Below are 13,820 nucleotides of genomic sequence, written 5' to 3'. Positions count from 1 at the left end.
TACCCCCAAACCAGTAGACGGCCTGCGGGGCTTGCATGCCCCAGGGCCAAGGAAGGGATGCTTGTTAACGCCCTTCTTTCCTTTATGCAAGCATTTTCTTAAGTTTTATATATTTGTAACTTATTATTTAAAAAAAGCCTTCCTCTATTATTAAAAGAGGAAGACTTTTTTAAATTACTTAGTTGCGTGTTTTATCAACCAATTTGCCTTTGGCGATCCAAGGCATCATATCGCGTAATTTTGCGCCAACTGTTTCAATCTGATGCTCATCATTGCGAGCGCGTGTGGCTTTAAACTGCACTTTTCCAGATTTGTTCTCCAGAATGAAGTTCCGAACGAACGTCCCATCCTGAATGTCTTTTAGAACACGTTTCATTTCTGCTTTTGTATCACTTGTGATGATACGTGGACCGCTAACATATTCCCCATACTCAGCTGTATTAGAAATTGAGTAGTTAACGTTAGAAATACCACCTTCATAAAGCAGATCAACGATCAGCTTCATTTCATGCAAACATTCAAAATAAGCCATTTCTGGTGCATAGCCAGCTTCGACCAATGTTTCGAATCCAGCACGAATCAGGTCGACCGTTCCACCGCAAAGCACAGCCTGCTCACCAAACAGATCTGTCTCTGTTTCTTCTCTGAAGCTTGTTTCAATAACGCCTGAACGTCCGCCACCAATGGCTGAAGCATAGGAAAGAGCAATATCTAAAGCATGGCCAGAAGCATTTTGTGCTACAGCAACCAAACAAGGAACACCGCCACCGCGTTTATATTCAGAACGCACCGTATGGCCTGGGCCTTTTGGAGCAATTAAGAAAACATCCAGATCAGGGCGTGGCTCAATTAAGCGGAAATGAATAGCTAAACCGTGAGCAAATGCTAAAGCTGCGCCCTTTTTCAGATTGGCTTCCAACTCTGTTTTATAAAGATCACCCTGAATTTCATCAGGTGTCAAAATCATGACAACGTCAGCCCATGCAGCAGCTTCAGCTGGGGTAACAACCTTAAAACCAGCAGCTTCAGCCTTTGGGGCAGCCTGTGAACCTGGACGAAGAGCAATAATAACTTCGGCTACACCACTATCTTTTAAGTTGTTTGCATGAGCATGGCCCTGGCTACCATAGCCAATTACAGCAACTTTCTTACCCTTAATCAAATTCAGATCTGCATCACGATCATAATATACACGCATGACTCGGCTCTCCTTTTATGACTTTAACATCTCGAAAATTTTAAATGATTATGCCTTAAACGAGGTGCTTCCCCTCTTCCGTTAGCTCGGCACCGCCATAAACGCGATCCGGGCCAAGGAGCATCTGGTTATGTGCAGCTCCAGAAGGAATCATTGGATAACAATTCTCTTCTTCAGCAACACAAATATCAGCCAAGACGGGCCCATCATAAGCCAACATCTCAGTAATAACTTTATCAAGCTCACCCACATGGCGAGCTCGTAAACCTTTTAGGCCAAAAGACTCAGCCAGTCTGACAAAATCAGGCAAGGATTCACTATAAGACTGCGAATAACGGGAGCCATGTAAAAGCTCCTGCCATTGCCGTACCATTCCCATATAATGATTATTGAGAATGAAAATTTTGACCGGCAAGCGATATTGCACAATCGTCCCCAGCTCCTGGATATTCATGAGCGTAGAGGCTTCTCCCGCAATGTCGATAACCAAAGCATCAGGATGGGCAATTTGCACGCCTACTGTCGCAGGCAGCCCGTAACCCATTGTTCCTAACCCACCTGATGTCAACCAATGGGCTGGCTTTTCAAAACCAAAATGTTGGGCAGCCCACATCTGATGCTGTCCTACTTCGGTTGTGACGTAAGTCTCTTTCCCTCGTTCCTGGCTTAATTGATGAAGGCGTCTGATCGCATATTGTGGCTTGATCGCAGCATGCGGTTCGTGGCTTTGTTCAAAGGAAAAACCTTTAACATCGCGCCAGTTTTCAATCTTGTCCCACCATGTTTTTAAGTCAGGCGCTGATCTGTCACCCCATGATTGCAACAATAACCTTAATGTTTCCGTTAAATCACCCTCAAGGGTCACATTTACAGGAATAATCTTTCCAAATTCACGCGGATCAATATCTGCCTGAATTTTAAAAGAGTGGGGAGAAAAGGCATCAACACGCCCTGTAACACGGTCATCAAAACGAGCGCCTAATGCAATCAGAACATCACATTCATGCGCTGCCATATTTGCTTCAACAGCCCCATGCATACCAATCATACCTAGAGATTGAGCATGCGACGCCGGAAAAGCACCCAGAGCCATTAAAGTAGACGTAACAGGAAAGCCCGTTTTCGCTGCCAGCTCTCTAAAAAGAGAAACAGCTTCGTCTCCAGCATTTACTAACCCCCCTCCAATATAGAAAAGGGGCGACGTGCAGTTTCAAGCGCAGCAATAGCGTCTGAAATAGACTTGCTGGAAATTGTTTTTTGTGGCGCCTCTGCGGGTTGTTTTGCAGAAATAGGAGGCAGGGGCGCTGGAGAGGTTGTAATATTTTTAGGCAGATCAACCAGCACAGGACCAGGACGCCCTGAACGAGCCGTCTTAAAAGCGTCTCTTACAATAGAAGCCAGAGAGTCTGGAGTTTTGACAATGGTGCTTTTCTTTGTGATCGGCGCTGTAATGGCAACAATATCAGCTTCCTGAAAAGCGTCTTTGCCCAAAAGAGGAACTGGCACCTGCCCCGACAAACACACAACAGGAACAGAATCCATTTTTGCATCCATCAAGCCTGTGACTGTATTTGTTCCACCAGGACCTGACGTAACCAGAACAACACCAACTTTGCCCGTTGAGCGAGCATAGGCCTCGGCAGCATGTACAGCAGCCTGTTCATGCCGTACTAAAATATGGCGAATGGTATTTTGTTTAAATAACGCATCATAAATAGGAAGAACCGCTCCACCAGGATATCCGAAAATGACATCCACCCCTTCTTCCTCAAGAATGCGCAGAAGTACCTCAGCCCCATTGAGGGTCTGAGCGGATGCTTCTGAATGATCATGAGGGGACATGAGCGATTCCTCTCTAAATTAAATTGCAAAATCAAAAATAACGTAAAAACTTACCTAATGGTTGTCAATTCTTTGAGTTATAAAATTTTCTATTTTTAGAAATTCACTTTCCGAAAATTTCTCATTATCCCCAAATCTTTGAAATGAAATTATATTATCCTCATCTTTTCCCAAAGCATGATGACGAAACCACGTGGCCTGACGGCGTGTATATTGCCTTGTTGCCGTTATAGCTTTTTCTTCGGCTTCCGCTAAAGAAAGTTCGCCCTTAGCCACAGCTATAAGTTCGGGCACACCATGAGCACGCATAATAGGCCGTGAAGAAGAAAGATTTTTTTCCAAAAGCGCTTTTATTTCTTCCAGAGCACCAGCTTTTAACATTGCCGCAAAACGTTCAGCGATGGCTTGGCGTAACTGAGTTCTATCGGGGTCAAGTCGCACAGAAATAAAGCGATAATTTGTCGGAGGAAGCTGCGGCTCTTTTTGCCAAGCACTTAAACCTTTCCCCGTTCCTCTCAAAACTTCCCACGCGCGCGCCAGGCGTTGGGAATCTGTTATGTGCAGACGCGATGCTGTTTCGGGGTCCTGCTCTAACAGTCGTGCATGAAGACCCTCTGGCCCTAAAGACTCCAACAAAGAGCGTGCCTCTTCTCGTGCCTGAGGCCCAGGGGGTGGGATTTCCACCAATCCTTCTATGATAGACCGCAAATACATACCCGTCCCACCACAGAAAATAGGGAGTCTATTTTCAGACTGACAGGCTTTGAGCGCTGCAAGTGCTTCTTTCTGCCACCAGGCTACACTTCCTGTTTGATGACCATCTAGCACGCCATAAAGTTTATGGGGTACAAGGCCAAGATCTTCATCATTAGGACGTGCCGTTATAATGCGCAGATCACGATAAACCTGCATAGAATCCGCATTAATAATTGATCCCGCAAAACGTTGCGCCAAACGCAAAGCTAATGCAGACTTGCCCGAGCAGGTTGGTCCAGCCACAATAAGGGCGATATTTGAAGCAATCATGCTTTATTTATTGCCATAATTTTTAGCCTATAAGCGAGAGTCACTGTGTCTTTTCCTAATGTTTTGACGCTAATTATTGATCGCCGCCATCATTCCCTTCCAGCAGAAGCTATTGATATCGCGCGCAACCTTGTCAAAGGGGCAGCCCCTGTCACTCTTTCTGAAAAAGAGGCAGTTGATATCCCTTTTTCGCTTTCTGAAAAAGGAGCTGCTTCAATAGAAACCATTCGGGCGACATTGGCTCCCTATAAAGTCGATACGATCATAACGAAAAATAGAGGTCGCCGAAAAGCTGTTCTGATTGCTGATATGGACAGCACGATTCTGACCGGAGAAACATTGGATGATCTTGCTACCTTACTTGGGCTCGGTGACAAAATTGCTCAAGTGACAAAAGCTGCCATGAATGGCGAGATAGATTTTGCAACATCTTTGAGAGAACGCACAGCTTTTTTAAAAAACATGCCTGAAAAGGCTTTGGAAGATGTTTATCAGAATTTGACACTTAATGCTGGCGCTATCGAGCTTGTGCAGACAATGAAAGCAAATGGTGCCCGTACAGCTTTAATTTCTGGCGGGTTTAGCTGGTACACAAAACGCATTGCAGAACGCTGTGGTTTTGATGAAAATTATGGCAATGAATTAGAAATCAAAGACGGTAAAATAACCGGCAATTTGATAGGTGATATTTTAGGGCCAGAATCAAAACGCGAACATTTAGACAGGCTTTGCGAAGAGCGTGGTATCAAATTAAAAGCCAGCCTCACAACGGGAGATGGCTCAAATGATATTCCCATGCTGAAAGAGGCTGGTTTAGGTTTGGCTTTCCATGCCAAACCGGTTGTACGGAAAGAAATTGCTCAGCAGGTTAATTTTGCAACACTGCGTGCTCATCTCTTTGCCCAGGGTTACCCTGCTTCGTCATTTATAGAAGCCTGATATTTTTTTGTTTCACGTGAAACGATTAGCTTTAACAGTTAGGTAAAATAATTAATAAGAACGTTTGGTCCGGGCTTTTATATGCCCGCCCAAACGCTCTAATGCTTCACGCAAAGAACCTTCAGCAACGTCCGGCACAGGCTGCGGCTCTATAGGGCGATGAACTCGCTTTTTAATTGGCTGGTAAAGAGTCCTATCCTGAACAATTTTTAGTTGGACTAGTTTTTGGGTGTCCCTTAAGCCGCATGCGACGTTAATACGGCCAAGAATTTGCACAGCATTATATTGCAGTTCAATAGCCTGCGGACCATAGCAAGATACTGTAAGAACATTATTATGTAATCGTTTAGGTGTGCTAATTTGGAAAAGTGTTTTTCCAACAAACTGCTCCCAATCAAGAACCAGTCGCGTAAATAAGGGAGATTTTTTCTGAAAAGCCGGGCGCGTTAAATTAGGCACATAAGACCCGATAGATCTCACACCATAAGATCGTTTGGGGGGTGTAAACCCTGACTGTGCAGAATTTGCCCTCTTGCGTCCGCGGCCTTGATAACTCATATGCACCTTTGTGAAACCTGATACAGCTTCTTTATTACTCGCCTGGTATGACCAAAATCGACGTGTTTTACCTTGGAGAGCCCTCCCAGGCCAAACACCAGACCCTTACGGTGTTTGGCTGAGTGAGATTATGCTCCAACAAACAGTTGTGGCAACAGTTATCCCTTATTATCAACGTTTTTTGGCAGCCTATCCTACTGTACATGATCTTGCCCAAGCCCCGTTAAATGAGGTTTTACAACTTTGGGCAGGGTTGGGATATTACGCCCGGGCCAGAAACCTACATGCCTGCGCTCAAAAAGTCAGCAAAATTGGGTTTTTCCCTTCTGACGTCAATGAACTATTGGAGCTACCGGGTATAGGCGCCTATACATCTCGCGCTATTGCTTCCATTGCCTTTAACCAACCTTTTGTCCCCATTGATGGCAATGTCGAGCGTTTAATAGCACGGTTAAGAGGAATTGAAGATCCGCTTCCTGCCAGCCGCGCCCTTTTGCACCAGGAAGCCTCAAAACTTAATAACTCAGCCATAGCCCAAGAGCGGCCCTCAGATTTTGCTCAGGCCCTGTTTGACCTTGGAGCTACAATCTGCACACCGCGTAACCCTTCCTGTTTGCTTTGTCCCTGCCAAACAAACTGCGAAGCTTTTAAGGCTGGTAACGCAAAAGACCTGCCAAAACGCAGCCCCAAACCCCAGCGTCCAACACGCTATGGTGTGGTGTTTCGAGTCATAAACCCTAACGGAGATATCTTGCTCAGAACGCGCCCTCCCCAAGGGTTATTAGGTGGTACAGATGAACTTCCTGGAACACCCTGGAGAGAAAAACCCTGGACTGAAAAAGAGGCCCTGGAATTTGCTCCAATCACAAAAAATTGGCAGAAATTAGGCGAAATCAAACATATATTCACCCATTTCATATTGATATTAACCGTTTACGAGATGACCTCGAACTTATATGATATACGTGATATAAAATGTTTTGATAGTAGCTTTAAGCCTCCTAAAGCAAGCGCACTATCAAGTGCTATGAAAAAGTGTATTATTTTGGCCCAGGGTTAAAAGGCCAAGGGTCTATAATAAAATTAAAGGGAGACTATTTAATGCAAGATGCATCTACTTTGACACGTCTTTGGCTTATTGACTGGTTTGGCCACATTATCGGCCACGACCCTATTCGCGATGAGCTTATCCGCCAGCCATTTACAAGCGGTGAGTACCCTGACCTTTTCTTACTAGCATCTGTACCCCTGCAATTACCCGCCACGGCTGTACTGCGCAAGCGTTCTTCCCTACCACGCTCTTTACCTGAATTAGAGATGGTAGATGCTAAAAATAACCTCATCGGTTTGCGCGTCAAAGACCGTGATACCTGGTTCAGCGTTAATCCCCGCAACGAACTAACTCACTTTAATTCTGCTGCGCTTATGGGTTGGGAGATGTTTGCTCCTCTTACCCTAGAAATGCTTAACGGCCTTTCTGCTCTTATCGACCGTAAAGTCGCTACTGTTAGTGATTCTTCTGGCCAGGAAGTTGCTCCACTTACATTTAAACCAGAGGGCGACAATATTGCTCGCTTGGGTGATTTCAGCTTCATGATTGGACAAAACCTGAATGTGCTTCGCACAATTGGTGAGATGAGCCCTGACAGCACATTAAAAGTGACCTTTAAGCCTGCTGAAGGGTCAACAGGTTCTGCCAGCTTCACAATCAAACGTCTGGCGTCTGCCTCTTAATTGGGAATGTTATAGAGAAAGTGCTTTTTTACCTCCTTTTTTGAAACACTTTTTCTCTGTGTCAAATGCAAAAAGAGCGCCTATCTTAAGATAGGCGCTCTTTTCAGATGAAAAACCTATAATATTTAGGATTTCATGTCATTTAGGGCTTTTCTTACACCCTCTGCCCATTCCGGATCAGCTTTTTCAAAATGACCTAATTGACGGTCAATAATATGTTGTGGAACGCCCTGCATATCCCCAGCGAAATTTTTATAGAAACGCTGTTTTTGCTCTTCGTTAAAAAGATGAAACAGCGCTGCAGGCTGAGCATAATCATCACCATCGCTGCGATGGTCATAATAGGTAGCATCCCCACTAACACGCAATGGCGGTTCGGCCTCTTTCAGATCCTGCACAGGTCCATCAAAAGAGTTTGGCTCGTAGAAATCTCCATCCCCATTTTTAGGCTCATCAAAACGCATTTGTCCGTCTAGATGATAGTTTTTTACAGGAAATTTGGGACGATTAATTGGTAACATTTCATAATGTGTCCCCACACGATAACGGTGTGCATCTGCATAGGCAAAAACACGTCCCTGCAACATTTTATCGGGTGAGTAACCAATACCTGGCACGATGTTGGACGGTGAGAAAGAAGATTGCTCAACTTCAGCAAAATAATTTTCTGGATTGCGGTTAAGCTCTAAAACACCGACCTCTATAAGAGGATAATCTTTGTGACTCCAGACTTTCGTCACATCAAACGGATTAAACGAAACACGTTCTGCTTCGGCTTCTTCCATCACCTGGATGTAAAGAGTCCAGCGAGGGAAGTCCCCTTTCTCAATTGCCCCATATAAATCTTCCTGGGCATTGTCACGTGTTTGGGCAATAACAGCAGCGGCTTCTTCATTTGTGAAAAATTCGTTGCCTTGCTGTGTTTTAAAGTGGAATTTAACCCAGTAGCGTTCACCTTTGTCATTCCACATAGAAAAAGTATGGCTGCCAAACGCATCCATATGGCGATACCCACGGGGAATACCACGATCCGAATATAAGATCGCTACCTGATGTAAACTTTCGGGGCTTAAAGACCAAAAGTCCCATTTTGCTGTAGGTGAATGTAGGTGCGTTTTGGGATGGCGTTTTTGCGTATGAATAAAATCAGGAAATTTTATAGGATCACGCACAAAGAAAACTGGCGTGTTATTTCCTACAAGATCCCAGTTACCGTCTTCTGTATAAAACTTCATGGCAACACCGCGTACATCGCGCTCTGCCTCTGCCCCCCACTTTCTGGAGCAACGACAGAAAACCGAAGAAACATGTCCGTTTTTTTGCCGACTTTAGAAAATATGGATGCTTTCGTATATTTGGTAATATCGTGCGTAACGGTCAAAGTGCCATGTGCACCTGAACCCTTTGCATGAACTGTGCGCTCAGGAATTCGTTCGCGGTTTTGGTGAGCCAATTTTTCAATAAGTTGATAATTTTCCAGCAGGAGTGGTCCTCTTTTACCTGCTGATTTACTATCTTCGTTACTAACCCACGGGGCGCCTGCTGTAGTACGTATGATGTTGTCAGCCATAACAGTCTCCTTTTAGTTTTCCCTCTAGGCACTGCTCATCATGATAAAATTCTGATCCTATTTTTTCTTCGCTATCAAATAAAATAACACGATGAACTATTGCCCAATTTTTGAGGGACTAGGACTTAAGTAAGCTAAACAACAAAACGTTAAACTCTCGTTTAAATGAATGATTGTTTCTTTTGCTCAGCAAAACTTGATCTATAAAAGACGTGCCAGTTTCATGAAAATGAAGGTCACAGCCATAGACAAAAAACAGATTCCTCCGGCAATGATCGTTCCTATTCTGCCTTCAGCAAGAAACATGCCTCCCGTATTCATGCCAAAAAAGCCAGTTACAAAAGTAGCCGGAAGCATCAAGGTCGTCATGACTGAAACAATGTAGAGACGTCTATTCGTTTCTTCTGCCTGACTTGCAGCTAACTCATCTTGTAAAGACCGCGCCCTATCGTGAAGAGCAATCAGATCATCCAAAGCAGCATGAACTTGACGTTCACCCCGATCACGCAAGTCATCTTCTGCCCAATCTGGCAGCTCCAAATCCTCATCACGCAGCACACGATCAACGGGCACCATAGCTCTGCGTAATTCTGTTGTGCGACGACGTACTTTACCAACAATACTTCCCAGATGCCCTAAATCGTGACCCCGCTCACTCAGTAAAAGCACGTCTTCTGCACGGTCAAGCTCATCATCAAGCTGGCCTAACTGACGGCGCACTGTACTTGTAAAATCTCTCAAAACCATATCCACAACACCAGCCGGATTACGTGGTACATAGTCATTATTAAGAGTTCGGTACGCGACACCTAAAATAGGAATAGGTGTGCGACGCGTGGTAATGAGCAAATCCCGCCGCATAGCAAAACGCCACGCACAAATTTCGCGATCCTCTTCTGCCAAGGCATCATCAAAAGCGGGGAAGGACCCCAAACTATATCACCAGAAGCTTCTAGGGCTATGCCATATTCCGTTTCTGCCAACATTGCCCCCACATCTTCGGGAAGGCTAGGAAGCCGTGCAACATTAGCCCGTGCAGAACTATGAACCATGTCGAAATGGAGCCAAAACCAACTACCCTCTTGCTGCATACTCCCAACCAGATGGGGTTGCGCAAGCGTGCTGGAATCGAGAATGGTCTTAACTTCAGAGGCTTCTAAAGAGCGTATCCCCGCTCCTGGAGTTGCACAGATAGCCCAAACCAAACCCTGGGTAATGGGAGGACGTCCTTCTTTTTTGAGAGAAGGATCGAGTACAACAAAAGGGAAGCTACGAACGGTGCTGTCAGACACGGCTTACTCCCCATCGCAAAAAACGTTGCAGTTTAATGTAATAAACAAACTACCTTAAAACCCAATAAAGATGAATGCCCCTTAATTGGGCACTCTTCTATATATTATAAAGGAAGGCTTGAACAAATTTTTAATTTTTCTATATACCTTATTTCAAACATTAACATTTATTACTTTCATATAATATATATGCCACATTAAAACACTATAAATATTATATCTATTTATATTATTATAATAATTATAGGTAAAAATTAATAATTATAATTTAATATAATAAAATATAAATTTTTTGTTTTATAGATTATAAGCATGTTTTCATTATTTATATTATCATTACTTCATATGATATACGTATAAACAATAATGTTACTCATTTCTCTTTGATTTGTAAAGAAGACTAGCCTTTTAAGTCCGTTTAGGGTTTCATGCACAAGATAGTAGAATTTTAAGGAAGTGATTATGCCTAATCATGATTATAAAGTACGCGATATCTCCCTAGCTGACTGGGGTCGCAAAGAAATTTCTATTGCTGAAGGTGAAATGCCGGGTCTAATGGCCCTTCGTGCGGAATATAAAGGACAAAAGCCCCTTAAAGGCGCCCGGATCGCCGGCTGTCTGCATATGACCATCCAGACAGCTGTCTTGATCGAAACACTTATCGATCTCGGTGCTACAGTTCGCTGGTCTTCTTGCAATATTTTCTCGACCCAAGACCAGGCTGCAGCAGCCATTGCAGCAGCTAATATTCCTGTTTTCGCATGGAAAGGTCTTACAGAGGAAGAATTTGTCTGGTGCATTGAACAAACCATTAAAGGCCCAGATGGATGGACACCAAACATGATCTTAGATGATGGCGGTGACCTGACAGCCATGATGCATGATAAGTACCCGGAAATGCTAAAAGATATTCGTGGCCTTTCCGAAGAAACAACAACAGGCGTTCATCGTCTGTGGGAAATGGCACGCAAAGGCACATTAAAAGTTCCTGCCTTTAATGTGAATGACAGCGTTACCAAATCTAAATTCGATAATCTTTATGGCTGCCGTGAAAGCCTTGTAGATGCGATTCGCCGCGGTACTGACGTCATGATGTCAGGTAAAGTTGCCGTCGTTGCCGGGTATGGTGACGTAGGTAAAGGTTCAGCGGCCTCTCTTCGAAATGCAGGCTGCCGCGTTTTAGTCACAGAAGTAGATCCAATCTGCGCCCTTCAAGCCGCTATGGAAGGCTATGAAGTTGTGACTATGGAGGAAGGCGCTCCCAGAGGCGATATCTTTGTCACATGCACAGGTAATATCGACATTATTACACTTGAACATATGCGTGCGATGAAAGATCGGGCAATTGTGTGTAATATTGGCCACTTTGATAGCGAAATCCAGGTTGCTTCATTACGCAACTTTAAATGGAACAACATCAAACCACAGGTAGACGAAATTGAGCTTGCGCCCAATCGTCGAATCATTCTTCTTTCTGAAGGGCGTCTGGTTAATTTGGGGAATGCGACAGGGCATCCCTCTTTTGTGATGTCAGCTTCATTCACAAACCAAACCCTCGCTCAAATTGAGCTTTGGACAGCTAAACCCGGCACTTACGAAAATAAAGTTTACACACTGCCTAAAATTCTTGATGAGAAAGTTGCAGCGCTTCACCTGGAAAAAGTGGGGGCAAAACTGTCAAAAATGACTAAAGAGCAGGCAGACTATATTGGCGTTAAACAAACTGGCCCATTCAAACAAGATTTTTACCGTTACTAAGATAAAGTGATGGGGTACTTCCTACTGCTTACTATTTTATAAAGCAGTAGGGAGGCCTAACATTTTAAAACCTAGGAGTTTTCCATGGGCATTTTTAGTAATATTTTTTCAAAAATCATGAATGTCGCTCACGCAGCTACAAACACAGATAACAAGCCTTCAACGAACTCTCCCTCAACGTCGCAGCCATCGTCACCTGCTCAAAACCAGGCACAAACCCAAGCTGCGCCTCAAACACAACAACAGGCTGCATCCGCCCCCCAACAACATGTTGATGTAGAAGCGATTCTAAAAAACCTCGCTTCCAAGGCGGGTACAAAGTTTAATTATCAAACATCCATCGTTGACCTATTGAAATTATTAAACATGGATAGTTCCCTTGATTCACGTCGCAAACTTGCTGACGAACTTCATTATAGTGGCGATAAAAATAATACCGAGGCCATGAATATATGGCTCATCAAACAAGTTTACGGAAAACTATCTGAAAATGGTGGTAAAGTTCCTGATAACTGGAAAGCTTAACCATTAAAAGAAACCCCGCTCACTCACGTGAGCGGGGTTTTTTTAAGCCAAAACATATTAGGGAAAAGATATTTAAACCTCTAAAAGCAAACGTCTAGGATCTTCTATCAGTTCCTTGATACGTACTAAAAAGCTTACAGCTTCTTTCCCATCAATCAGGCGATGGTCATATGAGAGAGCTACATACATCATAGGCCGTATCACAACCTGCCCATTGCGCGCGACGGGCCGATCTTGGATTGTATGCATACCCAGCACACCTGACTGCGGACGATTAAGAATAGGTGTTGAAAGTAATGAGCCAAATATACCACCATTCGTGATGGTAAAAGTACCCCCTGCAAGTTCATCCAACTTTAAAGCCCCATCACGGGCACGCTTGCCGTAATCAGCCACGTGGCGTTCAAGCTCAGCAAAATTCATGCCGTCAGCATGGCGTATTACAGGGACAACAAGACCGCGTTCCGTACCTACGGCAATGCCCAAATTAACATGATCGCGATAGACAATCTCATTACCATCAATCTGAGCATTAAGTGCTGGATAATCTTTGATTGCCCCAATCACAGCCTTGGCAAAAAAAGACATAAATCCAAGGCGGGTGCCGCTATTTTTCTTTTCAAAAATATCACGATATTGCGACCGTAATTCGCGCACATTCCCCATATCAACTTCGTTGAATGTCGTAAGAATAGCCGCTGTATTTTGAGCTTCTTTTAAATTACGCGCTATCGTCTGCCGTAAGCGACTTAATGGAACACGCCGCTCCCCTTCCTGACTAGTAGTCTCCTGAAAGGACCCGGACGATTTAATGTCTGTTTTATGAGGTACGGCTTCTTTTTCTTTTGTCTCGGCAGGCCGCTCAACTGACGGAGACACCTCTTTGGAAACCGGAGCCTGCTTTTCTGCTAGCTGAGATAGAGGAGCTTTGGTTTCATCTAGGCGCGCAATAAGCTGGTCAACAGCAACATCAACACCCTCATCTAACAAAGCTTCAATACGGCCTGCAACTGGAGCAGGAATTTCAAAACTAACTTTGTCAGTTTCAAGTTCGAGAACAATATCGCCCGCCTGGACATACTCACCCGTTTTTTTGTACCACTTTGCTATAGTCGCACTGGTAAGACTTTCGCCTAATGGGGGTACTCGGATCTCAATTGTCATCTTGCTTCCTGCCTTAATGACCTGAAAAAAGCCTTAAGCTTGCTTAATTAGGATTCGGAATAAATTTCTTTCATCCATAAAGATAGAATGTGTTTCTATAACAGACACCCATTAAAAAAGCACGCTCTCACCCTGCTATGTTCATTTTGCCCAAAAAAGAAAAAAAATTGAAACTATTTGTCATATTAACTTGACACAGTTTAATTGCTTGCCT

At 44.0% G+C, this 13,820-nt stretch carries 9 protein-coding genes and 3 pseudogenes; 5 read left to right on the top strand and 7 right to left on the bottom strand.

The genetic code is table 11. The features are described from left to right. Positions 1–178 precede the first annotated feature (178 nt). From ilvC to miaA, 3 genes and pseudogenes are all read right to left on the bottom strand, one after another. A complete protein-coding gene (gene ilvC / locus GT348_RS08575; protein WP_160619342.1) occupies positions 179–1,198 on the bottom strand; it encodes a ketol-acid reductoisomerase in 1,020 nt (339 codons plus the stop codon). A 55-nt stretch (positions 1,199–1,253) separates the two neighbouring features. Beyond that, a pseudogene (ilvB, locus tag GT348_RS08570) lies at positions 1,254–3,040 on the bottom strand (biosynthetic-type acetolactate synthase large subunit). A gap of 54 nt (positions 3,041–3,094) precedes the next feature. Then, positions 3,095–4,066, bottom strand: a complete 972-nt coding sequence (gene miaA, locus GT348_RS08565; RefSeq protein WP_160619341.1) for a tRNA (adenosine(37)-N6)-dimethylallyltransferase MiaA — start codon at positions 4,064–4,066, stop codon at positions 3,095–3,097. Positions 4,067–4,111: 45 nt separating this feature from the next. On the opposite strand from miaA, the gene serB reads away from it, so the two are divergent. After that, complete coding sequence (gene serB, locus GT348_RS08560; RefSeq protein WP_160619340.1) at positions 4,112–5,005, top strand: phosphoserine phosphatase SerB; 894 nt, start codon at positions 4,112–4,114, stop codon at positions 5,003–5,005. A gap of 51 nt (positions 5,006–5,056) precedes the next feature. Here serB and GT348_RS08555 read toward each other — a convergent pair whose 3' ends face one another. Then, a complete protein-coding gene (locus tag GT348_RS08555) occupies positions 5,057–5,563 on the bottom strand; it encodes a DciA family protein (RefSeq protein ID WP_160619339.1) in 507 nt (168 codons plus the stop codon). Between the two features lie 10 nt (positions 5,564–5,573). On the opposite strand from GT348_RS08555, the gene mutY reads away from it, so the two are divergent. Continuing rightward, positions 5,574–6,623: an A/G-specific adenine glycosylase gene (mutY, locus tag GT348_RS08550; RefSeq protein WP_160619338.1), complete on the top strand. Its 1,050-nt coding sequence runs from the start codon at positions 5,574–5,576 to the stop codon at positions 6,621–6,623. 41 nt (positions 6,624–6,664) lie between these two features. Then, positions 6,665–7,297 (top strand): hypothetical protein, encoded by a 633-nt coding sequence (locus tag GT348_RS08545; protein ID WP_160619337.1) that lies wholly within the window; start codon positions 6,665–6,667, stop codon positions 7,295–7,297. 125 nt (positions 7,298–7,422) lie between these two features. On the opposite strand, the pseudogene GT348_RS08540 reads toward GT348_RS08545, so the two are convergent. Together GT348_RS08540 and GT348_RS08535 are read right to left on the bottom strand one after the other, a co-directional pair. Next, positions 7,423–8,867: pseudogene (locus tag GT348_RS08540) on the bottom strand (catalase). Positions 8,868–9,068: 201 nt separating this feature from the next. Continuing rightward, positions 9,069–10,159 (bottom strand): annotated as a pseudogene (locus GT348_RS08535) (CorA family divalent cation transporter). A gap of 462 nt (positions 10,160–10,621) precedes the next feature. Here GT348_RS08535 and ahcY point away from each other — a divergent pair. Both ahcY and GT348_RS08525 read left to right on the top strand, forming a co-directional pair. Continuing rightward, the gene (gene ahcY, locus GT348_RS08530; RefSeq protein ID WP_160619336.1) at positions 10,622–11,917 is read left to right on the top strand and encodes an adenosylhomocysteinase; all 1,296 of its coding nucleotides are present in this window, start codon (positions 10,622–10,624) and stop codon (positions 11,915–11,917) included. Positions 11,918–12,001: 84 nt separating this feature from the next. Next, the gene (locus GT348_RS08525; protein ID WP_160619335.1) at positions 12,002–12,442 is read left to right on the top strand and encodes a DUF3597 domain-containing protein; all 441 of its coding nucleotides are present in this window, start codon (positions 12,002–12,004) and stop codon (positions 12,440–12,442) included. A gap of 72 nt (positions 12,443–12,514) precedes the next feature. Here the strand turns inward: GT348_RS08525 and sucB are convergent, their stop codons facing one another. Then, entirely contained in the window at positions 12,515–13,606 is a 1,092-nt protein-coding gene (sucB, locus tag GT348_RS08520) for a dihydrolipoyllysine-residue succinyltransferase (protein WP_160619334.1), read from the bottom strand. Between the last annotated feature and the right edge of the window lie 214 nt (positions 13,607–13,820).

The organism is Aristophania vespae (assembly GCF_009906835.1).
GTDB classification, from domain to species: Bacteria; Pseudomonadota; Alphaproteobacteria; order Acetobacterales; family Acetobacteraceae; genus Aristophania; species Aristophania vespae.
The sequence above is the reverse complement of the archived record's forward strand: the minus strand, read 5'-3'. Positions and strand labels throughout refer to the sequence as shown.